Here is a 26,701-nt window from a genome sequence, read left to right as displayed (position 1 = left end):
GGGTAAACTACCGCTGCGGTTGATGCTTGGTGCGGACGTGGGGCTATTGTTTTAGTACCAATCAGACTATACTCTGACTGGTACGTCTTAGTAACACTGCGAAGTGCCCGTTGAAACGTCTGCTCAACTGATTTTCAGCTTTAACGTACCTTCCTGCCTTGCTACTCAAACCCTGTTGTAGTAATGCTCCGGCTTGTAGTTCAGTGCCACTGATAAAGTAAGAGAATCGCAACACACTTTAGATGTTTTCTATGAAGGTATTGACCCACAGAACAAAGAGGAAGGCTACAACTTGTATTGTCACAGGAACGCATGACTTGTTTTGACGTTATTAACTGCTGATTTAGCTTAGAGTACTGTCAAAATCATATGGGATTTCTGGTTGGCAAATATCTACAGAATTATAAATATTCTCTGGATCAAGAACTTGGACGGGGAGGGTTTGGTGTTACTTATAAAGCGACACTACATTCTTTAGGGCAAACTGTAGTTGTTAAAACGCTGGATGAGTTACTGCGGCAAGACCCAAACTTCGCTCAATCCAAGCAGCAGTTTCAAGCAGAAGCCAAGCGATTAGCACTCTGCGTTCATCCTAATATCGTCAGGGTCATCGACTTCTTTATTGAGGACGATTTTCCCTTCATCGTGATGGAGTACGTACCTGGACCAACGCTTGATACCGTTGTGCTGCCTGCCCAACCTTTAGCAGAAGCAACAGCGCTCCACTACAGCCGACAAGTTGGTGCAGCGTTAAAGGTTGTGCATCAGAATGGCTTACTGCACCGCGATGTTAAACCTCAAAATTTGATTCTACGGCAGGGAACAGATCAGGTCGTGCTGATTGACTTTGGGATTGCGCGTGAGTTTTCTCCAGGTTTAGCTCAAACACACACCAGTTTAGTTTCGCCTGGCTATGCCCCGATCGAGCAGTACATATCGCAAGAGCAGCGATCACCTGCAACTGATGTTTATGGTTTGGCGGCAACTCTCTACACGCTACTGACGGCTCAAGTGCCCGCTGCCTCGATTCTACGCGATCGCCAACCGTTGCCTGCTCCCCGTGATCTACGTGCAGAAATTAGCGCCGCTACCAATCAGGCGGTGATTCGAGGCATGGCAGTTGAACCGCACGATCGCCCCGGGAGTGTAGAGGCTTGGCTGAAGCTCTTACCAGATGTATCAGAGAGAAGGGCTGTGATGGCTGGAGCAACCAGCCAGGTGGCAACCTTACGTGCGGCTCCTGGCACACTTGCGGCTTCTAGAAGGAAGCCTGCGATCGCCCCTCAAGCAAGTAGACCTGCGTGGCAGACATGGTTGCCGGGAGTTTTAGTTGTTTTGGCTGGAGCGGCTGTGGTCGGAGCCATTCTGGGAAGACCGCAGCCTTCACCTTCACCGTCTCCAGAACCTAGCACAGCGTCGCCAACGCAGCCTTCCACCGCTGTTGAAGCACCCACTTCTACGGATGCTGAGGCACCTACTCCTGCTGATGCGGAAACACCTGCTCCTACTGATGTGGAAACACCAACGCCGACGCCGACGAGTCAGTCAGACACGGCTGACACTGTTCCATCCACCGAGGCTCAGTCACCGAGTCCAATACCATCAGAGTCCCCTGACGCGATCGCGCCTAGCCCACCAGTGGCTAGTCCGAGTCCCCCTGCTAGTGAAGCGCTACCAGAACTATTAGATCAAAAAGAAGCTGAATCACTTCAAGACGCTGAAAAGAAAGCAACAGAAGCGGCACGAGAAGCTGAAAAGCAACGAGAAGAACAACAACGAGAGGCTGAAAAAGCTGACAAAGAGCGTTTCAAGGAGCGATCGGAGAAGGGCGATAAGGGCAAAGACTAGCGCTTTCCAGCCTTTCTAATAATGAGGAACACCCTGGTCGCCGTAGAGAAGGACAAGCGGCAAAAGGAACTCCCTCGTCCTAATGCCCTCCCTCGTCCTCACTGGTACGTGGCTGATACAGGGCTTCATGCACTAACTGATGCATCTCAGAGCGTGCTTGTTCATATACTTCTGCAGCACACCAGGGACGGAGATACAAAATCGTCTTTTCAGGATTAACAGAAGCAACGTTACAGGTAGGTTTCGGGTCATTCAACACCAGGGGGTGCGGTTGAACCAGAGACAATAAAGAGGTAATAGTCGGTTCGATCGGGCGATTACCAATATCCACTTCTAAATCAACTCGTCGCGTCCCCATTGCTGTTAGATTCTTCAGCGTTCCAGCAAAGAGATTGTTATTGGGTACAACGATTTTTACATTGTCTGGGGTCAAGATGGTGGTTGAGAAGATGCCCACACTGTCTACTACGCCCGTTGCTCCTGCACCTTCAATAACATCGCCTGCCTCAAAGGGACGAAAGGCAATAAGCATAATGCCAGCCGCAAAGTGAGAGAGTGTATTTTGCAAAGCCAAACCAACCGCTAACCCTGCTGCGCCTAATACTGCCACTAGGGTTGTGGTCTGAATGCCGACAACATTGAGAGCTGCAACAAGTCCAACGATGAGTGCTAAAAATTCTGCTGTCTGAATGAAGAACTTTCGCAGCGTTGGCTCTACCTGGACTAGCACTCTGCGAGCAGTGCGGCTAGCTACATTGATGCCAATGCGGGTCAGAATCAGAATCCCGATCGCCCACAAAAGCTTCAACAAAATCTGGAGTGTTACATAACTTAGATTTTGTGCTGAGGTAGCAACCGGAGAGGCAACTTGTGCTAGCAAAACGAAAGACAATATCTCCATCACACGCTACAGTTGTTCCTTAAAAAACGATGCTGAGCTTCAAGGCGATCGTTTCCTGCACCTTAAAGCTCAGTCATACAAAGAATAAGACATAAGGCGACACAGCAAAGAAAACTGTTGAAGCGGAGACCTTAAAGTAAGACCGAGACCAGCCGCTTCAACGTTTATTTACTGATTCAAGGCTTTTACTGATTCAAAGCGCTACAGCTAGGTCCCGCTAGCTCTCCACGGGCAACATCAGGACCCTTGACGGCAACTGTCGTCGTACCCACTGCCCAGCGTCCATTCAAGGTGACAGAAAACTCACCCTGCACAAAGCCACCGCCTGGTTGCCACTTAATACCACTAATCCGGGCATTGGGGTCAGGATTAACCCGTTCGCCTTTGGGGCTAGCACTTGCCACTTGAGCACAAGCAGGTAAACCCAAAACCCAATTACTTAAATCTTGAGCGACGGGCAACTCTTCGACGTAGTAACGCCAGGTGGAAGTGTTGCTGCTGTAGGATACGCCTCGGAAGGTGACGCGGTAGCCATTGGTAAGCGTTACCGTTTGTCCGCCGCTGACCGTTGATGTACCTGTACTTGTAGTGGAGCCAGTCGTCGTGGTCGTGTCTGTAGTCGTGGTAGTTGTAGCTGAAACTGTACTAATCTGCTGCACGCTTGAAATTTGCGTCAGGGATTGATAGCGTTGCACACTTTCGCGCAGCACCACTTGCTGCCCACCGTAGCTGGCATAGGCAACCGTTCTCAGTTCTAATCGGGACAGATCGACGTTGCCGAGTCCGAGCTGTTGGATGGGAATGACAACCGGGGTTAAACTAACCTGGCTAGAAGAAGCAACCAATTGCGTTGCATTCGTGCGGTAGACCGACACCCAGCGGTTGTTGCGACGGGCATAGACTTCGTAAAAGGCTGAGGCGGCGTTGACAGCGGGTCGATCGAGCACATCCAGTTGGAGCACCAGTGAATTTTGATCGACCAACCGTGCGACTCGAAGCAGGCTGTTCCAGCTATTAACGCGAGTTGTGGCGCTCCGTGCGGCACCGTTATAAACGACTACAACTCGACTGCTTTCCTTATAAACGGTGACAACCGTTTCGATCGCCGTTAGGGAAGCACCCGGTCGTCCACCTAAAAAGGTCCAGGTCCAGGAGTCGCCATTATCGACAAAGGGTGATAGTTTAGCCGGTCCGTGCATGGATGCTGCTGCCCGGTACACGCTCACGCCTCCATTCGCTGCTTCTGCGGCTTGTCGAGCAATATTTTTAGCCCGGTTCAGGTCAATGCGACCTTTTCGATCGTCATCACGGTCACGGTTCCGATCGTTGCCACGTCCTTTTTTATCGTCCTTGTCGTCTTTATCATCTTTGTCCGCCATCAACCACTGCTGCGTCTTACCACCCTGACTAACAGAGGAAGAGTCTGGTAAGGCTAAGGCATTAGCAGCAATAGGCAGCGTCGTCAGAAGTGCCAAGCTTGTTGCTGTCAAAAGACGTTTGCCTAAAAGTGCAGGTGAACGTGACATTAAATAGTTGTCCTTTACGATAAATTTTGGTAGCTCAAGGGAACCAGCTAAGTTCTTACACTGGTTCCAAACTTGTAGAGTTCCCTTCTTGTCATAAGCTTGACCGCTGCTTCATGAGTTCTTTGCCTCATCCTCATAACGGTCTGATTCGGTATGCAATGTATAGTATCTAACGTTAAAGAATTCCTTCAGCTTTCTGTGTTTGAATTCATTGGCTTTTTACTATCAACCTTTAGCGTTCAACAATCGCTCGTTAGATTGACGGCGTACCGACTTCAAGAGCGATCGCGCTCAAAAATGATTCACGCTATCTTGCTTAAAAATTCATTTATAACGATGACAAAGCAATCAAGTTGTTTTAACTGAGAAATCAATCAGGAATGATTTTGAGATAGCCCTCATGCAGTTGTTTTACTGCTGCTTTAGCCTGAGTTTTAGGAAGCTCAAATCATCTTTTCTCCAAATCAGTAGCGTCGGCATTTGTAATTGTGGAAAAGCTTCAACCATCACAGCCTGGTGTCCAATTGGGTAGAGTTGAGTGCGGAGGGATGACGATAACGCTAAACTGCTTGTCCCTTAGCATGTGCGTGAAATTGGTATTACCTGTCCTTATGGTGGATGTTGACCCTAGAGCAGATTGTTACCGTCAATAATGTGTTTTGCAGGAACCTAAGGATGTTGAACTCCTGGCTCATTATCGGTGGCATTACTACTCTGGTCGCCTTTGGCAGTTTCTTCTTTAGACCGCGTGATATTCCCTGGGCAGCCAAGCTCGATCGCCCCAGGTGGTTATTCTTTGAACCTGCTATCCCGCTCATATGGACAGTTGCGTTCTTCTGTGGTGCTTGGTCAGCGGGGCTAGTTTGGCAGCAGGAACCAGGCAGCCTCAAAACCTGGATTTTTATGGGGCTTTACCTGTTGGTAGAAGTGGTAACAGTTGCCTATATTCCCGCCACTTTACGATCACGGAGTTTGGCGATCGGGACGTTTTTGGGTGGATTGGGAGTTGTCTTGGGCGCTGTGCTAGCGTTGCTGGTAGGGCAACAATCCCTTGAGGCTGCCCTATTATTGCTGCCCTATCTGCTTTGGAGTCCGGTGGGGACCTATACGACTCGCCGTATGATTGACCTGAACCCAGAAGCAGCGTGATTAACCCAGGTGAATGGTAACTACTCATAATGAGCCATGCTTAACCTTCCATCATGTGAATGCCTTTGAGCGAGATGGCGAAACAGTAGTCAATCTGGTTGCGTATCCTAATGCAATGGAAAATGGAACGGTTCAGATTTGGCACTCGCCTGATTACTACTTTGGTGAACCTGTCTTTGTTGCCGCACCGATACTACAACTGAGCACAAAAAAGGGGTCACTGTATTAGTCGTGCTGTATATGCTCCACCAGTCACATAGGCTTCTTAAGTGAAAACGAGTATAGGAAACTATCTGGGGAGGATGCTAAGCCTTGAGTAGAATTACGGGCGATCGAGTGTAATCGCTTTCCCATAAGAATTTAAGTTACGCAGAAACTAGAAAGATAACCCAGGGGGAGGGATTGCTCTTATATCAAGCAGGTGTTAAACCAGGTCAAGGCGAGATAGCAGCAGAAAATACACGGAAGTGTTAACAGTTGACGTGGCGTAGCTAGCTTTCACTCTCCTTAACTTAAGGGATTGGAACTTAAGGGACTGGAGTAGGCAGTGAATGTCTATTGCTGGGTTGTTGGTGTCAGCCGAACCACGACAAGTCATACATTGCTTTCAAATTTGAGGGTCTTTCAAGCACCTCAAGCACCAAAAACTCGTCAGCACTTAAAGAGTTGGTTATGTTAAAGAAGCTGTTTAGCGGGTTAGCGTTGGTGTCTTATGCCTAGCAAGCTTTTATGGCGTCCCTTACGATTGCTATTTGCTTTAGCAGTGACCACCAGTACGACCCTCTTAATGCCGAGCAGCGCCCACGCTGAAACGCCCCTGGCTCGTGCCATGATCGAGTCATTGCGAAACTCAGTACGGCTCCTTCTGCGTGACCAGGCACCCCGTCCAGCGAGACGCCGAGATGTCTTAACCCCCGGTGATGCGCTATCAACGGCTCAGTCAGCGTTGGTAGAACTGCGGTTTAACGATGGTTCCCTGGCTCGTATTGGCGAACGAGCGCTGTTTCGGTTTGTGCCCAATCGCCGGACTTTGCGCCTCGACAATGGCACGGTGTTGTTATTGATCTCACCAGGGCAGGGGCGCACTAATATTAGGACACCGAATGCTTCCGCTGGTATTCGAGGCTCTGCCCTGTTCGTGCAGTACACTCCCGCAACAGATACTACCGTTGTCGGAGCCTTAACCAATAGCGGCATCGAGGTTGGTAACCGTAACCGCTCACAGAACCAAGCCCTGCAAGCAGGACAATTGGCTGTCGTTGTGAGAGATCGCATTACTCGCATTGCTCAGTTTGACTTAAAAACCTTTTATGAAACGAACGAGTTGGTGCAGGGCTTAGAACTGTCTCAGGACGTTCCAAGCAAGCGCTCAGATCCAGCCCTTGCAGCGGTACGGGCAGAAACGCTCGACGCTTTGCAACGCCAAATCAAACTACCAGCGGTTAGCGCCGGTAAACTTGACTCGATCTGGCAAGGTGTTTTGATTTCACCGAAAAGACCATTGCCGTGATTGTTCAGGTGGTCTTAGAGACTCAAACGGTAGTGCCCAGTGGTAAAAAGGTTTGAAGGAACGACTTCATGAGTAACGTACTTACACGCTCCTGCTGCTTTATCTTGCTGTTGCTTGGAAGCTGGACGCTGGTAGCCCAAAGGGGGCAGGCTGAAACCCCCAAAAAAACTAACCCACTGCTGCTGTTGCAGCCTGGTGCTACACCATCGCCTCTGGTTTTGACTCAACGTGCTCTCACTGTTGTTGGGCAAGGACAGGTAACGGTGCCTGCCGATCGCGCCATACTAGAATTTCAACTGGGGAGCCGCAACAGCCTCTCGGCTCCAGAGTTGCCGGGTGTGTCGTTACCATCCGCTTCCACAGTAACGCCAGAAACCCTGCAACCGTTGGTCACAGCCTTGAAAGAGGCTGGCGTTAAGGCTGACCAGATTGAGCTCCAGACTAGTCCCTTAGAAAGTCCGCACTTGCTAGTCACACTGCTAAAACCGACGCGCGAACAGGTTCAAAAAGTGGTGATGACGGTTAATCAGGCAGTAACTCGGAGTCAGCAATTATTCCTGCAAAGTATTGGTGCCGCTTACTCAGTGAAGAGCTGCCAGCCGCTAGAACAGTCAGCCCAACGGCTAGCACTGGCTGATGCGCGCCGACAAATGACACCATTGGCACAAGCGCTGCGGATGCAGGTGGGTGAAATTCTCTTGGTGACCGTTCTACCACTCCAGGGCGCTGCTAGTTCCGTAGGATGTGGCTCAAAGGTTGGAGTTTCGTCCTCCTTACTCGCTACACCCGATGAAACGGCTCTCCCGCCTTACAATGCGGCGGCGGTGCCAGAAGTGAAGGTGAGAAGCCAGATTAGTGTCACCTATGGTATGCAGTAAAAGACTGGAGCCGAGTCGCGTGCACTGCATATCACTCCAACCACGATTCGCTCTACGGCTTGCGTGTCAGAAGAGCAACGGTAGAGCGAAGAAAGTGTTTGCAAGAACCTTCTATGCTGCCAGCGTTCTATAGACGCTCCAGTTTTTGGGGCTGTTGCGTCGAGCGCCATCGCCACAAAGACAACACTGCTATAAATGCGACTGCTATAAGCGCGAGTCCTGTGTAGTTGACGACAGCCCAGCCTCCATCGTTCATCAGCCGACCGGAGAAAAACGTGGCGAAAGCCACAAAGCTCAGCATAAGGAAGTCATGGGTTGCCTGTGTTTTAGCCCGTTCTATCGGCATATAGGCTTGAGTTAGCAACGTGGTCGAGCCAATAAACATAAAATTCCAACCAATCCCTAACAGCAACAGCGCTCCAAAAAAGTGTGATGCCTGGGTGCCCGTCAAATTAATCGCCACACACAGCCCATTCAGGACAATGCCTGCTAGCACAATGGTCAGCACACCAAAGCGCGTAATCAAAAAGCCCGTAACCAGGGACGGCGTAAACATCCCCAGCACATGCCATTGGATCACTGAAGCTGCTACGTGAAAGGGATGGTGTTCCGCAACCATTGCCAGGGGTGTTGCTGTCATCAGTAGCGCCATGACGCCATAGCCAATCATGCTGCCCAGCACTGACACAATGAACACAGGCTGTTGCACGATCGTGCTTAGCTCGCGTCCAGGTTCCTGGTGCTCCGGCTGTACCAGTGGTGGCAAAGCGACGAAGCGAAGGAGCAGCAACGTAAGGCTTTGGAGTAATGCGATTGCCACCAACCCTCCAGCAAAGGTGACAGGCAACCAATCTTTCGTCCAGGTTGCTAACACTGGTCCGATGAAGGCGGCAAGAATGCCTCCTGAAATGACAAGAGCAATGGCACGTGAGCGGTCCGCTTCTGGTGCTACATCCGCCGCCGCAAAGCGGTAATAACTCACAAAACCACCGAAAATCCCATACAGCAGTGTACTCAGACTAAAGAGAACAAAGCTGCCTGCAAAGATTGCATAAACGCCTAACACTGCGCCACTCAAACCGACTAAAACCCCGGTCATGAAGCCGAACTGACGCCCCCACCGCTTAAGGATGAAGGCGGCTGGAATAGTCGTCAGCATCGTTGCCAATTGCAAAATCGCTAGTGGTAAAGTAGCCAAAGCTTTGTCTGGCGCTAAGGTTGAGCCAATTAGGGCAGCCGTGGTAAAGAGCACAATACTGCCTGTCATGGCAAGTGCCTGACAGAGAGCAAGAAGAAAAACAGTTTTTTTAGCAGTCACAGGTAGCGCAATCTAACGGAAGGTCAATAATCTGTAAGGCTGTCACCTTTTAGAAGCATGATATTGCACGTTCCACATAGAACATAAGACCCGATTGAATCTATGTTCCGCTAGAGCAAGAAACCTAAGAACCATGTTTGACGAATCAGAGCACAAAGCTCCCACCGTTTTTGCCGACTGATAGAGCGTTACAGGTACGATCGCCCTTAAAATTGTCCTAAATAATCGCGTTTGCCCAACTCAACGCCACTATGCCGCAGGATATTGTAAGCCGTTGTCACATGAAAAGAAACGTTTGGCAGCATAAAGTACAGGAGATAGGACAGCCCCTCAAAAGTCATTGTGTCTTGACCCACTGGTAGGGTGATCGACTTTTTCTCCGAGCCGTCAATCTGTTCGGGGGTAAGGGTTTCCAGGTAAGCAGTGGTTTTATGCAGTCGATCAATCAATTGAGCAAACGTTGTTTCGTCATCTTCTAGCTTGGGAGCTTCCAGTCCTGCTAATCTTGCAGCTCCCCGTCTAGCGATATCTGAAGCAATTTGAACTTGTCGTCCGAGCGGAAACATATTGGGATAGAGCCTGCTATTGATCAGGACAATCGGATCAATGTTCTGAGCTTCAGCGTGGGCAGCACCCTTCTCTAAAATAGCCACGAGATTATGAAGCGATCGCGTGAGCAAAGGTACTGAAGCTTGATACATGGAAAGGGTCATGACTAATGCTCCTAAATCGCATCATTAAGCGTATTGTCCCTTTTTAAGAGACAAATGCTTGACCTAATTTTTCTGAGTGAAGCGTTGATGCTTAAGCGTCATTGAAATTAAATTGTTGCCACGCCACCAATAAGACAACACACGCTACCCATAATGTCGCTGTTGTCATATAGCAGTCGAAGAGAACGTTAGGAGAGACATCAACCTTGAAACGTCCTTGGAGCAAGGGCTTCGATTCATCCCTTATCCTTCATCCTTTGCTATACGACACCTGGCAAACAACATCGACGGCAAATCTGCTAATGGTGCAGGCGATCGTGGCTCGCTCACTCAAGCTGGATCAGGCTTCCGAGAGCCGCCTTTAGACTAGCAAACTCTTTGTGGCTGGTTGGCTGCGATTACAATGCGGGCACACGCTTCTGCATCAGACAACGCCTGGTGGTGCTCTAACTCGATGCCCAGGTATTCACACACATCTGGCAGTTTCGTTGGATGAAGGTTCCAGGTTTTGCGTGCCAGTTGCACCGTACAAACAAAGGGCTGTAGCGGTCGCGGCATACCATAAAGGTCACAGCAAGCGTAGAGCACGCCTTTGTCAAAGGATGCGTTGTGAGCGGCTAGAAAAGCGGCACCCTGCAAGAAGGGTTGGATTGAAACCCATAATTCACCAAAAGTAGGTTCGTCTGCCACATCTTGCCAGCGAATGCCGTGGATATGAGCAAACCGGAAGGTTGCGCGAGGGGGACGTATCAAATAATGTACCCGTTGCACAAGGCGATCGTCTTCCACACGGATCAAGCCTACAGAGCAGGCACTATCACGACCATGATCAGCGGTCTCAAAGTCCAAGGCAACAAAGGTCGTCATGAGGCAGTCATCCAGAGCCATTAAAGCATCACCTTCATAATCATGCCCAAATGAGGCTAGATCTCACAGATACAGCCAGTTTTAGTCTTGCCACTCTAACTAGACTTACCCACTGCCCTCCTGCGATCGGCTCCGGTTTGATGCTCAAACGTATCGTGTAGTGACGTTGACAGTGGTATCACCGATGGTCAGCTTAAGCAAAAGATCGTTCTGCCATCTGTGCTTGTACCAAATTCAGAAACGACGACCGTAACCTGTGAATCTACTGATTAAGTTAGAACCATCATTTACATCGTTCACCATCCTTCTAACCATGACAGACACATCAAAGAAAACACCCAAATTCCTACGTCAAATTTCTACTGTGGTCCTTACTGGACTGATTCTACTGACAAGTGCAGGGGTTTCAAAGCAAGCCGGACTTGCTTCATCAATGCCTCAAAAGGTTGTGCCTTCATCAAAGTTGATGGCGCAATCAGACTCTTTGCCGCCAACGGTTGAACAAAAGGTACGCCAGTCTGCATCGCAGCAGCTTAAGGTGCCATCGCAAGATGTCAAAATTGTCGGTTTTACGCGACAAACCTGGTCAGACGGCTGTCTGGGACTGGGAGGCGCGGCTGAAAGTTGTTTGCAAGCGATCGTCGAAGGTTGGCGGGTTGAAGTGACCAACGGGCAGCAAAATTTGTTTTATCGCACAGACGGAACTGCTAACGCAATCCGCTTAGAACCGCAGCCCGATGTTGTAACTTTACCAGCCGATGTCAGCCAGCGTTTGCTGCAAACTGTTGCTAGACAAGTGCGAGTGCCAGTCAGCCGCTTGCGTGTTGCAGCGGTCAAACCGGCAACTTGGGATGGTTGTCTAGGTATTTATAAGCCGGGGCAAGCTTGTACCAGAATTGCGATTTCTGGGTGGCAAGCGATTGTAACGGGCGGCGATCGCAGTTGGGTCTATCACCTGGATCAAGCAGCAGACCGAATTGTGCAAAACTCAACCGCAAGCGGCAGCCGCGGCGAATTAGTGCCTTCCTTTATGCCAGAGGAAAACAAGCCTGTACTTGAAGCTAACATTGTTTTTCAGTCGATCGTCAGCGGCGGTCTGATGGGCAAGGTTACACAGATCACGTTAACCAACGATGGCGTGATCACACAATTGATTAGCGCTCCCAATATCCGCTCACGTCCTGTTGTGTTGAAGCGGTTATCTCAGCAACAATTGAAGCAGTTTCAGCAGGTGCTTGAAGCAAAACAGTTCCGCAATTTGAACGGCTTGAGCTATCTCAGTAGTGCTGCATTTGCAGACTATCCAACGACCATGCTGCAAGCAACAGGGAGCACGGTTCAGTATATTGACTTGGAGATGAAAAACCTTCCCCCAGCGTTGCGGCAAGTGATTCAAGCCTGGAAGAAATTGTAATCGCTCTAGAGGGTGTTAAGCATTTTGAAAAGGAGCGACTCTCTGAACTAGCTTCAGCCACAGCTCAAAAAGATGAAGGAATGCTGCATTCCCTCTCCAGCTTGAGTTCTACAAAACTGCATAACACCCTCTAAAGACAGAAGAACAAATATGGCAAGTAACAGCAAAATTGAGTGAACAACCCATAAATTTCAGCTTCCTTAAGGAGGTGTTCTAGATTGATCGATTCACTTTGAGCTACTTGCAAAAGGTGTTGCGTTTGTAGTGGCACAGCTTCCCTGTTAGTTGCCTTTCTCAAGCATCATCCTGCTGCGTATAACCAGTTTAGAAGCCGAAGTGCGATGAGCGTCTGTATCACCGCAGTCTGCATACAATGAAGTAACCGTGCTTTATTGCCGCCCTTGGGGAGGCAGAGCGTGAAGCAAACCGTAGTGAAACCACAGGTCATGCCAAAGCGATCGATGGACACAATCAATGGTAGAGAGCAGGCTTGGTGGTTCTGGTTTCTGGTGCCACTGTATCCCTATCTGCGTCGTCGCACTCTGCGCCGAGAGGTCATACCCGAGACGCTTTGGACCTTTGACCAAGTGCAGGGCATTCTCTACACAGTGGTGCCGATTCGGATGACGGTTATGAAACTTGCAGCCGGTGGCTTACTCGTGTATGCGCCGATCGCTCCCACACGAGAGTGTATCCAACTGGTCAAAGAACTGGAAACCAGCCATGGAGCCGTTCGCTACATCATCTTGCCTACGGCTTCTGGTCTGGAACATAAAGTCTTTGTGCCGCCCTTTGCCCGTTGCTTTCCCGAAGCGCAAATTTTTGTGGCACCCCATCAGTGGAGTTTTCCACTCAATTTCCCCCTGCATTGGCTAGGTTTCCCACGTGGACGCACCCAAATCTTGCCAGCTAATAGTGCTGAGACTCCTTTTGCCGATGACTTTGACTATGCGATCTTAGATATCAATCTGGGTAAAGGTTCCTTTGGCGAAGTGGCGTTGTGGCATAAGCGATCGCGCACCGTGCTAGTAACAGATACGGTGCTGTCTGTGCCAGAACACCCTCCAGCAATCCTTGAGCTAGACCCTTACCCTCTGCTTTTCCATGCACGCAACAGTGCACTGGAGGTGATGGAGGATACCGAAGCAAACCGCCGTCGGGGTTGGCAGCGCATTGCCCTGTTTGCCCTCTACTTTCAGCCAAGTACCCTCAAAACGGTCGGTCTGGCTCAAGCGCTGCGAGACGGTTGGAGTGCACCAACCCATGCTAAGAAAGCCTACTTTGGGTTGTTTCCCTTTCAGTGGCAACCGGGCTGGGAGCGATCGTTTGAGGCTCTGCGTGGGCAGGGGCGTCCCTTTGTGGCTCCGATCCTCCAGACCTTCATCCTCGACCATAACCCACAAGCCGTCCTAGCCTGGGTTGATCAAGTAGCCAGTTGGGACTTTAAGCGGGTTATTCCCTGCCACTTTGATGCGCCCATCACAACGACGCCTGAGGCGTTCCGGCAAGCGTTTGCTGTGTTTGAACCCGCCTGCCCTGAGCAGGAAACGTTTGGTAGTACGAGTCATCCGCTGCCGTCAGAAGATGTCGAATTTATCAGAAAGCTGGAGGCGCTCCTGGATCAGCGGGGTCTGACAAAGCCCCCCAGACAGTGAACCAGTCTGAACGGCTCTTCTCGTTCAGAAAGCTCCCTATTTTTAGCACAACCCCAAAAGCACAGGGCAAGGGTTAGACGTACAGGGGATTAGGCGCGATCGCGTGTCTGAGCGTTAAACCAGGGGCATGTTTAAGCAAGCAGCGCTGAGGCACACTTAAAGGCGATCGAGGAGGACGATGAGCGGCTCTAGGAGATTCTCAGGTTAAAGCGAATGACTGCTGCTTTTCTACCGCCGTCTGTAGCTGAGATTCGAGACGCGGAGGCGATCGCCCTCCTGCAAAAAATTGAGCGTCGTGTTGTTCAGGTGCCATTTCAGGAGGGTATAACTGCTGTGGCGACCGCTTCTGTCCATTACACGCCGGAGGCATCGCCTCCCTTACCTGGCGCTACTCCCATACTGTTGCTGCATGGCTTCGACAGTTCCCTGTTGGAGTTTCGACGCTTGCTTCCCCTTCTAGCAGGTAGCCACGAAACATGGGCGATCGATCTGTTTGGCTTTGGGTTCACCGCCTACGTTCCTACGGTTGCCGTCAAGCCTCAAAGCATCCGGCAACATTTGCTTAGCACGCTAGAAACTTGTGTGAAGCAACCTGTTGTTTTAGTGGGGGCATCTTTAGGGGGTGCAGTGGCGATCGACTTTGCCTTGCATCATCCCAGTTGGGTGCAAGCACTCGTTTTAATGGATAGTGTTGGCTTCTCTGGTAGCTTTCCAGTCGGGCAATTTCTCCCTCAGCCGCTCATCGAATTAGGTGCCGAGTGGCTGTATTGGCGTAAACACGCTGCTCTGGCTGCCGCCTTAGTGCTGCCAATGATGAATCCAACCCTGGTCGATGCCCTGCGTTGCTCGTTGCTGCATCAGGAGATGCCGGGGTGGAAGGAGGCAATTACTTCGTTAACTCAGAGTGGTGGCTATGCGGATCTAAGCGAACACGATCGCGTGAGCCAAAGGCAACGTATTGCTCAAGTCACTCATCCCACTTTGATTCTGTGGGGAGACGCGGATGATGTTTTAGGAACCGTAGATGCCACTCGGTTTGAGCAAGCTATTTGCACCAGTCGGCTGGTTTGGATTAAGGGCGCGGGTCATGTACCCCACTTCGATCAACCCCAGGTCGTTGCAGAGCATCTGCTAGCCTTTGCGCGGCAGACCAGAGGTTGATCGATATAGTCATGCCCATTAGCACTACGGCAAGGAAACCCAGGTACCATGAAAGCCATAGGGAACCCGCTGTGGCATCTGTATGCGGGCGATCGGTTCAGCGCTCATTGCTTGAGTGCTAACGATGACTAATTCAGATGTATCCTGAGCTTCATCATGCACAAAGGTCATCAACCAGCCATCATCTTCAACGGTCGAGCCTGGTCGTGGCACAAACACACCCTCACCGCCGTAGCGTCCTGTGCCAAACGAATGCACTTGAGCGCTCTGATACTCCAAGTCAAACTTGAGTAAACCATCAAATTTAGGCATTTCGGTTGGAGCAGTCTTGCCAGCGTAACCATAGCGGGTCTGCCGTCCCAAATACTGTTCATTAGTGCGGGGAAATTCGCAGGGGCGATCGTCCAGGGTTTGTTCCTGCACAGCGCCAGTCTTTAAGTTGAACCGCCAGCGATGGAGCAAGGGCACATCACTCCCAACCCCACGATTATCGCCTTCATGGGTACCAGGAGTCGTGCCTAAAACACTGGTGCTGCTCATCCGGCAGGCGATTAAAACAATGTCATCTCCCGCTTCATAGGCATTCAGGGTATGAAAGACGTAGCAACTTGACGCTTCAAACCAGCGAATCGTCTGGTTATCACCATGCCGAGGCAGAATCCCAAACCGACTGGGGCGATCGTGCTCAAAGGCAAAGGCAGGTTCTCCCCGTTGCAGCCGTTCCAGGCGGAAGGTAAGGGGCAAGTCCATAAAAATGGTGTAGTGCTCTGTGATGGCAAAGTCATGCATCATCACCCCAACTGGCAAATCGATTGGGACGGTTCGCAGTACTCCCTTAGCGGAGACAACGCTGTATTTGACGTAGGGCGGTTGTGCTAGCGAATAGCCAAAGAACATCATTTCTCCCGTCACCGGATCTACTTTGGGATGGGCAGTCACCGGAGAAGCCAGCTTGCCGTTGAAAGTTTGAGCGCCAATCGTCTTCAGACTCGGTACCGCGATCGCGTGCGGTTCGCCGCCTTCCCAGAGCGCCAGCAGTCGATCGTCATGCCAGACGAGAGCCGTATTCGCCACATTTTTGAAACCAGCCTGTGAGGGTTCCAGCAAGCCACCAAACAGCGATCGCCCGGCTTGCCGCTCTCGCTCAAACCCCTGCGTCTGAATATAGCGATTGCGGTAGCTGGCTTTGCCGTCCTGGATATGGACTCCATGCAGCATCCCATCGCCATCAAACCAGTGATAACGACCCAACGGTGGAAACTGGGGATTAGGACCGTTGCGGACAAACATCCCATTTAGTTCAACTGGTAACTCACCCAGAATGGGCAAGGCATCGACAGTTACCTCCGTCTGGACGGGAGCAAAGTTATCGGCGAGATAGGGGTTGAGGGTAGCTGTCATAGGGGTGAGAAATAATTTACAGCATGGCTGCAAGCTTGCTGTGGGCACACCTTGATCCTACCTGTAAGTAAGAGTGCTCGGCTTAACGGTGGTTCATCTGGCAGAGTCACTCTTGAAGCCGCGCTACAGTCAGTTAAGGAAATTTCTAGCAAACAAAATACCCGTAGGGGCATGTTTGCTACCAACGTGATCGGCTATGAGCCAAGATTCTGGCAAAACCTGCCCCCTACAAACGGTACACTCCTTCTCAGAAAGCTCCTAAGCCTGTTCTTGCCACCGTTTTGGCAGTAGTACAGTCCTATGAGCGTGCCGTTAAGGTGCTGGTAAAGCAAACTCCTGCGCCGCATACATCTGTCCGCTCAGCGGGTCAATGACGATGCCATAGCCAAAACGAGTGTAATATCGCTTCAGCAGGTTTTGCCGATGCCCTTCGCTATACATCCAGCCTTTCTGCAACCGCTCCAACAACCCGTAATTGAGGCGTATACCGAGTGCGCCAGTTTGGTGAGCGATATTCTCTCCTACTTCCCCCTTGCCACCCAACTGCACAAAGCGATCGGTCGGGGTTTTGCCTTCTGGGCTAACGTGGGCAAAGTAGTGGCGGGTCAGCATATCCTGGCTATGTTGTTGTGCTGCCTGAGAGAGCAAGGGGTCTTCGACTAGTGGTGGCAAGCCGTTGATCTGACGATCGCGATTAACCAGGGTGAGAGCAAACTGCCGCAACTGCGGTAGCGAGCGAGCCGTGTTGGCAGTCAGTAGAGAGACTTTTGGCTGACCAATCCGCCAGTCCTGACCACCCTTGCCATTGTCAAAGTAGTAAGACTCTCTGGCATAGTAAAGGCTCGTCATTACCATCAGGACGATAAGAAGGATGTAGCGCCTAACCGTTGACCAGTTTTTGCCATCGGCTTTTCGTCTGTAGGTTCGTTTCATCTCTTACCCCACTTTTCCCAGTGCTACTTCTAACCCTGCTCAAACTCCGAAGGGCGATCGCTCATCACCAACTGGTCTACGGCTTCCTCCTGCTTCAGGCGTACTGTACTGATGGGGCAGTTATGCATACGATTTTATGCTGCTTCATAGTGCCAGCAACAGTGCAGCGTAGCCGACTGCCCCAGCTGCAAACGCCCAGAAGTGGCTGTCTCGGTCTTCTGGCAGTTCTTCTTTAAGTACATTGAGCACTATACCGCCTGCCAGAAAGGCAAACAGAACCGCGATCGCGGCTTGAGAAAGCTCTGTACCAGCACTGATTGCCCATCCTGCAATTACAGCCGCCGCTAAAATCCAGCGTCCACTCTGGTCGTACCGCTTCTTGTGATGTTCCCGTAAGCCGTAGTCATTGACCACAAAGTGGAGTGCCATGGCGATCGCAAACAACAGCAGGTTGATGAAGCCGGGTACTTCCCGATGCAAAAGTAGATAGCCAATCAGAACGTTATAGGCACCAAACGAAGCGATATGTAGCCAAAAAACATTAGGACTAGTTACGTCCCCGTTTCCACTATCCTGATTGCGTTGCCGCGATACTTTTGCAGCACGCTCCAGTCCATAAAATACTGCTAAGCCAAGTAATGCGATTAGATAGACATGGTGCTCTAGAAATGCTATTTCGGCATCTAAGTGTTCTTGAACCGTCGTTTGAGCTTTACTTAGGTCAGGCAAAATATGCACAAACACATAAGCAACTGAAACACCGCTGCCGATCGAGAGCCAATGATGGCGCGGAGTCGATCGAATGAAGCGTAAGCGACCAGCAAAGAGATGTATGAGCGCCAGTCCTGCTGCCAGTAGACCTGTTAGAACAACAAGTTGGGTTGAAGGAGCCGTCGCTTCTGAGATTGCAGCAAGCATATTTACAATATTGGCTTCACTATCCTTAGCTTGCTGTAAATCCTATTGAAGCGAGTCTTTCAAGGAGTTGATCTTTCTAGTTAACGTTTATAAGTTGCTTGAATTATAAGGGCGTTGCGATCGAGTTTACGGTTCGAGACTGTGGCTCACTTGCACTGCGTTGAAGGAGCACCGCCCCAGGCTTGAGGCAGCACTTTTGCAAGCTGAGCTTTTTCAAAACGAGCGAGACTCAACAAATCTGTTGACTGGTTGGCAAAGCGCTCCGTTGGCAGAGCATAAGCAAGCGCGGCAAGATAATGAGCCTTCGCCACAGCTTGCTTGACTCTGGCATCATGAAAGCCATACGGATAAGTGAAGTACTTCACGGGGCGATCGAGTCTCGCTTCCAAAATCTTCTTTGAATCCACAACTTCTTGTGCCAGCTTTTGGTTAGAGAGTCTGGTAAGCGCCGGATGCGTTTGGCTATGAGAGGCAATAGTCACAAGCGGATCATGTGCCATCGTTTTCAGCTCTTGCCAGCTCACATGAGTCCGACCAACATTTACACCGACCCAACTGGTGTGAATCGAGAACACTGCCGGGTACCCATACTCCTTCAGGAGCGGATAGGCATAGCGATAGTGCCCTCCATAGCCATCATCAAATGTCAGTAAGATGGGTTTTTCAGGTAACAGGCTGCCAGTGCGAAGATGATCCATCAAGCGATCAAGGCTAATCGGGGTCACCTGACTCGACTTAATCTGCTCAAAGTGCTGTCTCAATTCTGTCGGTGTTAAGTCATAAGGGACTTGCTTGACTGGCAGAATGTCGTGATACATCATGATAGGCACTCTCGCCTTCAAAGCCCCAGGGTGCACCTTTGGAAAGGGTGCAGCAGACAAGGTTGGAGCGTTGACACGACAAGCAGGCAAAGGGCGTGGTAGTTGTGCGATCGCATAAGAGTGAGAAGTCGGGTGTGCAACACTTGAGCAGGTTGCAAGCAAAAGTATTGTGGTGAGAAACAGGGTGAAAAAGCGGTTCATCGTTTCGTGCTTTGAAGCTCGTTTCTTAGCATTACAAGACAACAGCGACGTTAACCGCAAAAACAGCAACTAAAAAAATCAAAGTAGGGTGAGTACGCTCGCAGAGCATGACTCGCAGCAATTTGCGCTCAACTAATTTGCTTTCACACCTTGAGCGCTGGATAATGCCTTGCAATGATGCATCGAAATATTGAGGAGTGCTGTCGGCTACAGCAATTCAGGTACGATCGCACTCACGCTTTCAAGCATAGAGGCACTGACTAAGCGCTAGAGGTAAACGAGATGAACCAAGCAGAGAAAGTCGTGTGGTTGCGTGAGCAGACAAGCTTGAGTGCTCTTTCGGATGGCGTTTTGGACGCGATGGCAGCCGCCATGCAGGAAGAGTCGGTGCAGGAAAACCGTCGACTGGTGCTGGAAGACACGTTTCCAGACGCACTGTATATTCTCAAAACAGGGCGGATGGAGAGCTATCGTACCAGCAAAACGGGGCTTGCAAATGCGGTAAGCCTGCTGCCAGGAAGCATTCTGCACCTAAAAGAACTGACCCTGGAGCAGCCTGCTGAACAAACTGTCATTACCCTTACCGATTGCGTAGTCTGGACGATTTCCAAAGCCGACTTTTTGGCGATCGTCCAGCAGTATCCTGAACTCACCCAGACACTCTCGCGTCAGCTAGCAACTGCACTCGATGAGGTTTCGGCACAACTGACCTATGAGCGAGCGCGGCAAACGGCGCTGCGTCCTTACTTAGTACCTAAAGTGCGACGGGGGATTGTTGGTTCTAGCCGTTATGCTACACGCTTGCGGCAGGAGATTAAGAAAGCCGCAAACGATCGACAATCGGTGCTGGTCTTTGGTGAACCAGGTTTAGGCAAGGACAACGCCACAGCGCTGATTCACTTTGGCTCCCGCTATCGTCAGGAACCAATGATCAAAATTGACTGTGACACCTTGCAAATCAGTGGTTCAGAGCTTTTTGGGCGTGTCGGTGGCAAGCCAGGGCTGCTGGAGTGGCTGGGTGAAGGCACGCTGTTGCTCAACAATGTGCAGGAGTTGGCACCAGACTTGCAGACTAAGCTCGTACGGCTGCTGGAAACAGGAGAGTATGAACCTATTGGGCGCGAGGGCGAACCGCCTCCAGCGCCGCGTGAGAGTCAGGCTCGTCTGGTCATGACTTCAGAGAAAGTGTTGCCAGCATTAGAGCGCAAAAAACTGGTTGGGCACATCATTCGAGTGCCGCCGCTGCGTGTGCGAAAAGCCGATATCCTGTCGCAGGTTGAGTATTATTTGAGCCTGTATTGTCGGGCTAGAGGCTTGGTGAAACCAACGGTAACACCAGAGGCACTGCGGCGGTTACAAGGTTATGACTTTCCCGGCAACTTGACCGAGTTGGAGAATCTGGTCGAGCGGGCATTGCTGCAATCGAATGGTGCCGCCGCTCTTACAGAAGAAGTGTTCTGGGCAGCCAGCGTTAAAACTAGACGGTTTCGCGTCAACCTGCTGAATGCAGCACCGAAGCTGCGTCAGTTTCTACGGAGTCCTTGGTATCCCGATCGCATTAATTATGGCTTTACGCTAGGCTTTTTTGCTGTGGTGGTTGCTGTGCTAATGCTGGGACCCCAAAGCCGCGATCGCAATATTGCCCTCAATTTCTTTTGGGCATGGTGGTGGATGCTCATTCTGGCAGCCTTTCCCTTTGTGGGACGGCTTTGGTGTTCCGTTTGTCCCTTTATGATTTACGGTGAACTGGCACAGAAAGTTTCGCTCTGGCTCTACCCCCGTCAGCTACTACCCTGGCCCCGACAGCAGGCAGAAAAATGGGGCGGTTGGTTTCTGTTTGGGATGTTTACACTCATTCTGCTGTGGGAAGAGTTGTGGAACTTAGAGGACACTGCCTACTTATCTGGTTGTTTGCTGCTGCTGATTACTGCCGGAGCCGTCATTTGTTCTATGTTGTTTGAGCGTCGGTTTTGGTGTCGCTATTTGTGCCCGATCGGCGGCATGAATGGATTGTTTGCCAAACTATCAATGGTTGAACTCCGTGCCCAACAAGGCATTTGTTCTGCTACTTGCACCACGTATCAATGTTACAAAGGCGGACCGCAAAAGGGCGAAGGGCAAGAAACAGGCGGTTGTCCCCTATACTCCCATCCAGCACAGCTTGAAGATAACCGGGATTGCGTCCTCTGTATGACCTGTCTGAAAGCCTGTCCACATCGATCGGTCGAGTTAAACCTGCGTCCACCAGGCATTGAACTGTGGACGACTCACCAGCCCATGTATGCCGAAATTTGTTTGCTGTTTCTACTCTTAGGCGCAGTTTTCCTACATCGCTTACCGGAGCTTGAGGAGCAGTTTGGCTGGCAGTTACATCTAGAAAATTTTGGCATTCACGCAGGCGTTTCATTGGTAGTGTTATTGGTACCAGGGGCAATCGCGATCGCTGCTCATAGTCTTATCCGGCTACTACAGCGAAGCTATAAGCCCCGCCCCTTTTTAGAATTGGCGTATGGCTATCTGCCACTCGTTTTGGGCGCAAGCCTTGCCCATTACCTGAAGCTTGGCTTAACAGAAACGGGGCAGGTGATTCCTGTAACGTTTGCCACCTTCGGGTTTGGTACAGCTAACTTACCGATCGCGACTGTCGATCCTGCTGTCATCGCCTTTCTGCAAAGCGTCACGCTCATCTTTTCCTTTTGGTGCAGCGTCATTTTGACCCAAAAGCTGGCGCGTCAATCACTGCTAAACTTGCTGCCTCAACACCTTGCCCTGCTAGCGATCGGCTCTTTTGCCTGGAAAGTCATTGTAGGGTGGTAAAGAGGGTGTAAACAGAATTGGGTTAGCCGTCAGACCGCTTTGGGGGACGATCGCGATCGTCCCAGTCTTTGCCTTTAGGTTTGCTGTCGCGTTGCTTTGGGGCACGATCACGATCGTCTCGGTCTTTACCCTTAGGTTTGTTGTCGCGTTGCTTTGGGGCACGATCGTCCCAGTCTTTGCCTTTAGGCTGCTTTTTCCCAGATGGTGTAGGTTTACGGAAGGCAGAATCAACGTTCGGCCGCTCGCTCGACTTTGGTGCTTTGTTTGGTTTATCCGTTTTTCCGGCTTTCTCTGGCTTTCCGGCTTTCTCTGGCTTTTTGGCTTTAGACAGCTTCTCAACTCTGGGAAGTTCTTCGGTGCTAGGTTTATCTAGTCTAGTCGGTGCTTCGGCGTTAGGTGAATTCTCAAGCCTAGGCTGAGTCTCGACTCTCAGCAGATTTTGTGGAGCCGCTTCCTTACTTTGTTCTGCCTGCCGTGGTGACGCAGACGGTGACGGCAACACTAGCTGCCCGGGCTGTATCCGGTCAATAATCGGTAGCGTTGTCATTTGCGCTTTTTTGAAGCTGCGTAGGATGGGGTCGGTCGCGCGTTTTTGTCGCCACTCAGCACGACTCATGCGTCGCACGCGCTGTCGGATCTGACGAATGTCGCGATCGCCGGGTCTGATTCGTACTTCTTCTGCTGTCTTAAGCAGCACTTCCTCAGTTTGCCCCGTCAAACGCACCGCCACCAAACCTTCCCAGGCAAAAAACAATACCCCTTCCTTGGGGTCTTTCGGAATTTTGACAAACACGGTTGTGCCACGAATGCCTGCTACAGCGGTGGGGGTAATAATCTCAGTCGGCAACTTTTTCCCAGGCTGCACCCAGGTAATCATGTCGCCAGCAGTCAGACTAAGGCGATTGCCATGCTGGAGTTTCAACACTGCATCGCCAGCCAGCCGAAATGCTAACCCGTTATCCAAGTCAATTTGAGTTAAAGCTTGCCCTTGAGTCCGAATAGTTTCACCGACTTGCAGCCCCATGCCTTCTTTAGCAGGCTCTTCTTGAGCTGTATTGAGCAAGCGCACAAAAACGGGCAACTTCTGAATTTCGCTAATTTTGGCGATCGGTTTAAGAACAGCAGGTTTGGGTAACGCAGTTGGCGAAATGACAGCAGTCGGGGCTGTATCAGGCGCAGATGAAGAGCAAGCAGCCAATAGCCCTGCTAAAACAATGGCGCTAAAGCGACCCATGTTAGTCAATTGCATAGTTATGCCCAAGTCCTAGCGCGAAGCAGCAGTAAAGAAATAAGCGTTGCACCCTTGATCCTGGTTAGCCGCTCCTGATTGGTACTATACCGATCAGAATCATCCTGCTGCCATTAAAGCAGTATTGCCGTTAGTTCAACAGGCGGCGAACAGTAAAGATAACCGACCGACTTGGGTAACTAAATGCAAGCCCTCTCTCCTAAAGGATGAAAGAAACGGGTTGCTTTATTTTGAGAGTAGGCTGCGGCTGCGGTCAAGAAGCCCTACTAAAGTAGCCCTTACTAAGCGTTGTGATAGCAACAGACTCTAACTTTATACTGCACATCTGCCTTAGTGTTGCGGGTTCTTGGCAACAGGCGATGCTTTGCTTAATGCCAGCCAGGTGCAGCTAGCTACGACTCCATCAACCACCAAGCCTTGCTGCCGCTGAAAGTGCCGTACAGCCTTATCGGTCTGCTGTTCAAAGGAGCCATCGACTACGATCGCCGTTTGCCCAACAGCCTGTAACGCTTTTTGTAGCAGCACGACGGCTTCGCCAGCACTGCCCCGCTGTAGCAACGGCATTTCGATCGGGGCACCTGTGTAGAGCGATCGCCAGGTGCGTGCATCCACAACGCCACTGCTTGGCAAAAAGACCCGTTTTTGAAAGGCTCTTACTGCCTGTTCAAGACACTCACCAAAGTAACCATCTACCGCACCCTCATAAAGGCTCCAGTTGATCAACAATTTTTGGATTTCGATTACTTCTATCCCGCTGGCACCACGTTGTAACAGCGGTTTTTGACACGATTGATTGGTCACGGGCAAGCAAGGCTCAGAACTGGATAGAGGAGACATCGTAGCGCCTCAAAGCCATTGGACTATCTACTAAAGTACTGAGTTACGTTTGCAACAACCTCATCACAAAGTGTCACCCAATAGGGTGAATAGAGTCGTTTTTACTCTCTACTCCTAGACTTCACTTGCTACCAATGGCTGGCTAGACGTAGTAATCGCCAACGTTTTGTGCAGCTTTTTGATCGTGCTAAGGGTTTGCTGGTAGTTTGCCGTATCGCCTTGCTCAGAAAAGAGTTCGGCAGCTTGGCGGAGGTCTTCGATCGCATCCAGACGATGCCCGATTTTGACGCGGGCAAGTCCCCGGTAAAAGTAGGCAATGGCATCCTGCGGGTTCAACCGAATGACCTCGGTGTAATCTTGAATGGCACCCAGTTTATTTTGCAGTCGAGTGCGTGCCAGACCCCGATAAAAGTAGGCAGTGGCAAAGTCGGGGTATGCTTGAAGCGCAAAGGTGTAATCTTCGATCGCACCCATTTTGTCACCCAGTTCAGAGCGTATGAAGCCGCGATTACAGTAGGCAATGAAGTTTTCGGGATTGTGCTGCACGGCTTGCTCAAAGTCTGCCATTGCACCATAGCGATCGTTTTTGTCATACCGAGCCAGCCCACGGTTGTTGTAGGCAACATCATCACGCGGTGCAATGCGGAGGACTTCGGTGTAGTCAGCGATCGCACCCTGGCGATCGCCCAGATCGTAACGAGTAGAGGCGCGGTTGAAGTAGGCGATCACGTCATTAGCATCCAGCACCGGATCGTCAAACCGATCCACTAAACCTTGAATCACATCCGCATCGATCGTGCGTAGCCCGACGGCTGCCTGCGGAAAAACAGCACTGGCAGTCGCAACTGACTGAGCGCCCAGTAAGGCATAGCTGCGATCGCACACCAAAAAATGTTCATCCGTACCCAGCACCTTAAAGCGAAATTGCGTAGGATACTGCCGCTTTAGTTGGGTCAACTGGTTGAGCATTGTGTGAAGAAAGCCTTTTTGGGTTGGCTCAAGGGCGCGGCGACGATCGAGCGATCGCGAGGTATGCCCCTCACTCATATTACCCAGATGCCCCCAGCCAAAATCCAGGCAGCCATTGCGATCGAGAAAATCCCTAAATTTTTGGATCAGCGCCTCATCTAACGTTTGGGCATTGGGATAGGGATAAACCACAATTAACCGTGCCTGTGCATTGTCTAAAGCTTGCTCCAGTAAGGCACGGCTGTAGCCCGTTGCTTGTCCGTGCTGCTGGTGCCCTTTGACATCAAACACCAGTTCATACGCTGGCGGTTCATTGGGTTGGAGTTGCTGCACGATGTCTTCTAGATGCGTTTTTACGGCTGCATCTACTTGTGCCTCTACATCAACAGCATTACTCTCTGCCCATTCCACCCGTGCAGACAGATACTTAACCTGGCTTTCGAGGGCGGAAGAGTCGAGCACTTGAGGCAGGCGGTTGACCCAATCACGCAGCGTTTTTTGCTGATGCTCCAGGGTTTGGGTAAATTGCTGCACGCCCGACAACTGCTGCTGAAGTTGCCCCATCTGGTTCGCGACCAGACTCTGCATATCCGTTCGCAGGTGAGTAAGGTCAGTGGCGATCGGCAACTGGTTCAGGCGATGTTCTAGAGCGCCGACCGTTGCTTTTAGTCCTTCGACGATCGAAGGATCAGGTTGCAGTAAGCCTGTTTCCAGGATTGACCCAAAGCCATGCTCATTCATGTTCAGCTTGGCTGTAATCGTATCAAGCTGCTTCTTTAAAATCGTCGTCGCCATCTTAACCGGCGTGACTGTTTGATCTAGAACCTCTTGCTGCTGGCTAATTTGCTCAATTTGGGTCTTCAAACGTGCTAGCTCACGCCGCGACACGACCTCACCCAGCATCTTCACCAGCGAATCAACATCTTGCTTAAGGGCGCTGGCATCAAAGGGGGTTGGCAAATTATTCAGGCGACGATTGATATGGTTAATTTGATCCTGCATGACGCGAGGATTGTTGTTACGCTGCTCTTCGCCCAGCGTTTGCAGGTTGCCCCGCAGTTGAGACAGTTCTGTTTTCAGTTGGGTAAGCGCTGAGTCTAAGTCATCAGCGCGATCGATTGTGCATAAACGACCTAAGTATGCCGTTACCTGGTTCACAGAGTCAGCCAGATTAGTATAGTCAGCCTGTAGCTGTTGCACCTCCTGGGCAAGCAAGCGCCATTCTGGTTTTGCTAGTTCGCGTTTAATTTGAGTTAGATCCTGAGCCAGCCCAGCGGCTCCTGCTGCCGTTTCATGTAGGACAGATTTTCTCAAGCTAGCCAGATCTAAGAAATTAGGCAAGACCTGAATTTGTTGCCGCAGCGCACTAAGGTCTTCAGAAAGTTTCTGATCTATTTGCCTTACAGAGGTGTCTGTATGTGCTAACGTTGCTTCTTCTAGTCGCCGACGGTTTACTAAATTAACCAGCAATAACGCCGATACAGGCGCTGCTGTAAACAAAATCTGCTGCGAGGCAACAGAGGCTAGTGAGCCAATGCCTGCACCGACTAGCAAAGCATACTCCGAAAGATTGAGCCAATTACGGTTCTTCACAGCTTCCTCAAACCGTTTGTGT

At 50.7% G+C, this 26,701-nt stretch carries 22 protein-coding genes; 10 read left to right on the top strand and 12 right to left on the bottom strand.

What is annotated here, in order from left to right:
• Positions 1 to 369: 369 nt before the first annotated feature.
• Positions 370 to 1,848, top strand: coding sequence for a serine/threonine-protein kinase (locus H6F86_RS32740; protein WP_190447275.1), 1,479 nt, complete (start codon positions 370 to 372; stop codon positions 1,846 to 1,848).
• Positions 1,849 to 1,927: 79 nt separating this feature from the next.
• Here the strand turns inward: H6F86_RS32740 and H6F86_RS06400 are convergent, their stop codons facing one another.
• The gene (locus H6F86_RS06400) at positions 1,928 to 2,749 is read right to left on the bottom strand and encodes a mechanosensitive ion channel family protein (protein ID WP_190447274.1); all 822 of its coding nucleotides are present in this window, start codon (positions 2,747 to 2,749) and stop codon (positions 1,928 to 1,930) included.
• A 185-nt stretch (positions 2,750 to 2,934) separates the two neighbouring features.
• Positions 2,935 to 4,275 (bottom strand): hypothetical protein, encoded by a 1,341-nt coding sequence (locus tag H6F86_RS06395; protein WP_190447273.1) that lies wholly within the window; start codon positions 4,273 to 4,275, stop codon positions 2,935 to 2,937.
• A gap of 675 nt (positions 4,276 to 4,950) precedes the next feature.
• On the opposite strand from H6F86_RS06395, the gene H6F86_RS06390 reads away from it, so the two are divergent.
• The 4 genes from H6F86_RS06390 (at position 4,951) to H6F86_RS06375 (ending at position 7,812) form a co-directional block, all read left to right on the top strand.
• Positions 4,951 to 5,424, top strand: coding sequence for a tryptophan-rich sensory protein (locus tag H6F86_RS06390; RefSeq protein ID WP_190447272.1), 474 nt, complete (start codon positions 4,951 to 4,953; stop codon positions 5,422 to 5,424).
• A 13-nt stretch (positions 5,425 to 5,437) separates the two neighbouring features.
• Entirely contained in the window at positions 5,438 to 5,653 is a 216-nt protein-coding gene (locus H6F86_RS06385; RefSeq protein WP_190447271.1) for a carotenoid oxygenase family protein, read from the top strand.
• Positions 5,654 to 6,136: 483 nt separating this feature from the next.
• Positions 6,137 to 6,934 carry a FecR family protein gene (locus tag H6F86_RS06380; RefSeq protein WP_199305124.1) on the top strand — a complete coding sequence of 266 codons (798 nt, stop codon included), beginning with the start codon at positions 6,137 to 6,139 and terminating at the stop codon, positions 6,932 to 6,934.
• Between the two features lie 68 nt (positions 6,935 to 7,002).
• On the top strand, positions 7,003 to 7,812 hold the full coding sequence (locus H6F86_RS06375; protein WP_190447270.1) for an SIMPL domain-containing protein: 810 nt from the start codon (positions 7,003 to 7,005) through the stop codon (positions 7,810 to 7,812).
• A 127-nt stretch (positions 7,813 to 7,939) separates the two neighbouring features.
• On the opposite strand, the gene H6F86_RS06370 is transcribed toward H6F86_RS06375, so the two are convergent.
• Both H6F86_RS06370 and H6F86_RS06365 read right to left on the bottom strand, forming a co-directional pair.
• Positions 7,940 to 9,130 (bottom strand): MFS transporter, encoded by a 1,191-nt coding sequence (locus H6F86_RS06370; protein WP_199305123.1) that lies wholly within the window; start codon positions 9,128 to 9,130, stop codon positions 7,940 to 7,942.
• Positions 9,131 to 9,336: 206 nt separating this feature from the next.
• Positions 9,337 to 9,843 (bottom strand): DUF1993 domain-containing protein, encoded by a 507-nt coding sequence (locus H6F86_RS06365; protein ID WP_190447269.1) that lies wholly within the window; start codon positions 9,841 to 9,843, stop codon positions 9,337 to 9,339.
• Positions 9,844 to 10,049: 206 nt separating this feature from the next.
• On the opposite strand from H6F86_RS06365, the gene H6F86_RS06360 reads away from it, so the two are divergent.
• Positions 10,050 to 10,208, top strand: a complete 159-nt coding sequence (locus tag H6F86_RS06360) for a hypothetical protein (protein ID WP_190447268.1) — start codon at positions 10,050 to 10,052, stop codon at positions 10,206 to 10,208.
• A 1-nt stretch (position 10,209) separates the two neighbouring features.
• On the opposite strand, the gene H6F86_RS06355 is transcribed toward H6F86_RS06360, so the two are convergent.
• Positions 10,210 to 10,710: a 3'-5' exonuclease gene (locus tag H6F86_RS06355; RefSeq protein WP_190447267.1), complete on the bottom strand. Its 501-nt coding sequence runs from the start codon at positions 10,708 to 10,710 to the stop codon at positions 10,210 to 10,212.
• Positions 10,711 to 11,023: 313 nt separating this feature from the next.
• Between H6F86_RS06355 and H6F86_RS06350 the strand changes: the two genes are divergently transcribed.
• The 3 genes from H6F86_RS06350 (at position 11,024) to H6F86_RS06340 (ending at position 14,940) form a co-directional block, all read left to right on the top strand.
• Positions 11,024 to 12,124: a hypothetical protein gene (locus H6F86_RS06350; RefSeq protein ID WP_190447266.1), complete on the top strand. Its 1,101-nt coding sequence runs from the start codon at positions 11,024 to 11,026 to the stop codon at positions 12,122 to 12,124.
• A gap of 446 nt (positions 12,125 to 12,570) precedes the next feature.
• Complete coding sequence (locus H6F86_RS06345; protein ID WP_199305132.1) at positions 12,571 to 13,779, top strand: DUF4336 domain-containing protein; 1,209 nt, start codon at positions 12,571 to 12,573, stop codon at positions 13,777 to 13,779.
• A 213-nt stretch (positions 13,780 to 13,992) separates the two neighbouring features.
• Positions 13,993 to 14,940: an alpha/beta hydrolase gene (locus tag H6F86_RS06340; protein ID WP_190447265.1), complete on the top strand. Its 948-nt coding sequence runs from the start codon at positions 13,993 to 13,995 to the stop codon at positions 14,938 to 14,940.
• Positions 14,941 to 14,964: 24 nt separating this feature from the next.
• Here H6F86_RS06340 and H6F86_RS06335 read toward each other — a convergent pair whose 3' ends face one another.
• From H6F86_RS06335 to H6F86_RS06320, 4 genes are all read right to left on the bottom strand, one after another.
• The gene (locus H6F86_RS06335) at positions 14,965 to 16,341 is read right to left on the bottom strand and encodes a carotenoid oxygenase family protein (RefSeq protein WP_190447264.1); all 1,377 of its coding nucleotides are present in this window, start codon (positions 16,339 to 16,341) and stop codon (positions 14,965 to 14,967) included.
• 312 nt (positions 16,342 to 16,653) lie between these two features.
• The gene (locus H6F86_RS06330) at positions 16,654 to 17,274 is read right to left on the bottom strand and encodes a CAP domain-containing protein (RefSeq protein ID WP_190447263.1); all 621 of its coding nucleotides are present in this window, start codon (positions 17,272 to 17,274) and stop codon (positions 16,654 to 16,656) included.
• Positions 17,275 to 17,418: 144 nt separating this feature from the next.
• Positions 17,419 to 18,192, bottom strand: coding sequence for a hypothetical protein (locus H6F86_RS06325; protein ID WP_190447262.1), 774 nt, complete (start codon positions 18,190 to 18,192; stop codon positions 17,419 to 17,421).
• Between the two features lie 146 nt (positions 18,193 to 18,338).
• Positions 18,339 to 19,013: a polysaccharide deacetylase family protein gene (locus H6F86_RS06320; protein WP_190447261.1), complete on the bottom strand. Its 675-nt coding sequence runs from the start codon at positions 19,011 to 19,013 to the stop codon at positions 18,339 to 18,341.
• A gap of 483 nt (positions 19,014 to 19,496) precedes the next feature.
• Between H6F86_RS06320 and H6F86_RS06315 the strand changes: the two genes are divergently transcribed.
• On the top strand, positions 19,497 to 22,031 hold the full coding sequence (locus tag H6F86_RS06315; RefSeq protein ID WP_190447260.1) for a sigma 54-interacting transcriptional regulator: 2,535 nt from the start codon (positions 19,497 to 19,499) through the stop codon (positions 22,029 to 22,031).
• Positions 22,032 to 22,053: 22 nt separating this feature from the next.
• Here the strand turns inward: H6F86_RS06315 and H6F86_RS06310 are convergent, their stop codons facing one another.
• The 3 genes from H6F86_RS06310 to H6F86_RS33095 all read right to left on the bottom strand — a co-directional run bounded on the left by H6F86_RS06310 (position 22,054) and on the right by H6F86_RS33095 (position 26,679).
• Positions 22,054 to 23,280 carry a FecR family protein gene (locus tag H6F86_RS06310; RefSeq protein ID WP_190447259.1) on the bottom strand — a complete coding sequence of 409 codons (1,227 nt, stop codon included), beginning with the start codon at positions 23,278 to 23,280 and terminating at the stop codon, positions 22,054 to 22,056.
• A 330-nt stretch (positions 23,281 to 23,610) separates the two neighbouring features.
• Positions 23,611 to 24,117, bottom strand: a complete 507-nt coding sequence (locus H6F86_RS06305) for a peptidoglycan-binding protein (RefSeq protein WP_190447258.1) — start codon at positions 24,115 to 24,117, stop codon at positions 23,611 to 23,613.
• A 114-nt stretch (positions 24,118 to 24,231) separates the two neighbouring features.
• Positions 24,232 to 26,679, bottom strand: a complete 2,448-nt coding sequence (locus H6F86_RS33095; protein ID WP_190447257.1) for a tetratricopeptide repeat protein — start codon at positions 26,677 to 26,679, stop codon at positions 24,232 to 24,234.
• Positions 26,680 to 26,701 lie beyond the last annotated feature (22 nt).

The organism is Phormidium sp. FACHB-592 (assembly GCF_014695795.1).
Taxonomy (GTDB): Bacteria; Cyanobacteriota; Cyanobacteriia; order Leptolyngbyales; family Leptolyngbyaceae; genus Stenomitos.
This window is presented reverse-complemented; position numbering and strand designations above follow the sequence as displayed.

Bases quoted from the DNA above. Each gene is read 5' to 3' on its own strand.
- H6F86_RS32740 (WP_190447275.1), top strand. From the start codon at position 370: ATGGGATTTCTGGTTGGCAAATATCTACAGAATTATAAATATTCTCTG.
- H6F86_RS06400 (WP_190447274.1), bottom strand. From the start codon at position 2,749: ATGGAGATATTGTCTTTCGTTTTGCTAGCACAAGTTGCCTCTCCGGTT.
- H6F86_RS06395 (WP_190447273.1), bottom strand. From the start codon at position 4,275: ATGTCACGTTCACCTGCACTTTTAGGCAAACGTCTTTTGACAGCAACA.
- H6F86_RS06390 (WP_190447272.1), top strand. From the start codon at position 4,951: ATGTTGAACTCCTGGCTCATTATCGGTGGCATTACTACTCTGGTCGCC.
- H6F86_RS06385 (WP_190447271.1), top strand. From the start codon at position 5,438: ATGGTAACTACTCATAATGAGCCATGCTTAACCTTCCATCATGTGAAT.
- H6F86_RS06380 (WP_199305124.1), top strand. From the start codon at position 6,137: ATGCCTAGCAAGCTTTTATGGCGTCCCTTACGATTGCTATTTGCTTTA.
- H6F86_RS06375 (WP_190447270.1), top strand. From the start codon at position 7,003: ATGAGTAACGTACTTACACGCTCCTGCTGCTTTATCTTGCTGTTGCTT.
- H6F86_RS06365 (WP_190447269.1), bottom strand. From the start codon at position 9,843: ATGACCCTTTCCATGTATCAAGCTTCAGTACCTTTGCTCACGCGATCG.
- H6F86_RS06355 (WP_190447267.1), bottom strand. From the start codon at position 10,710: ATGACGACCTTTGTTGCCTTGGACTTTGAGACCGCTGATCATGGTCGT.
- H6F86_RS06350 (WP_190447266.1), top strand. From the start codon at position 11,024: ATGACAGACACATCAAAGAAAACACCCAAATTCCTACGTCAAATTTCT.
- H6F86_RS06345 (WP_199305132.1), top strand. From the start codon at position 12,571: ATGCCAAAGCGATCGATGGACACAATCAATGGTAGAGAGCAGGCTTGG.
- H6F86_RS06340 (WP_190447265.1), top strand. From the start codon at position 13,993: ATGACTGCTGCTTTTCTACCGCCGTCTGTAGCTGAGATTCGAGACGCG.
- H6F86_RS06335 (WP_190447264.1), bottom strand. From the start codon at position 16,341: ATGACAGCTACCCTCAACCCCTATCTCGCCGATAACTTTGCTCCCGTC.
- H6F86_RS06330 (WP_190447263.1), bottom strand. From the start codon at position 17,274: ATGAAACGAACCTACAGACGAAAAGCCGATGGCAAAAACTGGTCAACG.
- H6F86_RS06325 (WP_190447262.1), bottom strand. From the start codon at position 18,192: ATGCTTGCTGCAATCTCAGAAGCGACGGCTCCTTCAACCCAACTTGTT.
- H6F86_RS06320 (WP_190447261.1), bottom strand. From the start codon at position 19,013: ATGATGTATCACGACATTCTGCCAGTCAAGCAAGTCCCTTATGACTTA.
- H6F86_RS06315 (WP_190447260.1), top strand. From the start codon at position 19,497: ATGAACCAAGCAGAGAAAGTCGTGTGGTTGCGTGAGCAGACAAGCTTG.
- H6F86_RS06310 (WP_190447259.1), bottom strand. From the start codon at position 23,280: ATGCAATTGACTAACATGGGTCGCTTTAGCGCCATTGTTTTAGCAGGG.
- H6F86_RS06305 (WP_190447258.1), bottom strand. From the start codon at position 24,117: ATGTCTCCTCTATCCAGTTCTGAGCCTTGCTTGCCCGTGACCAATCAA.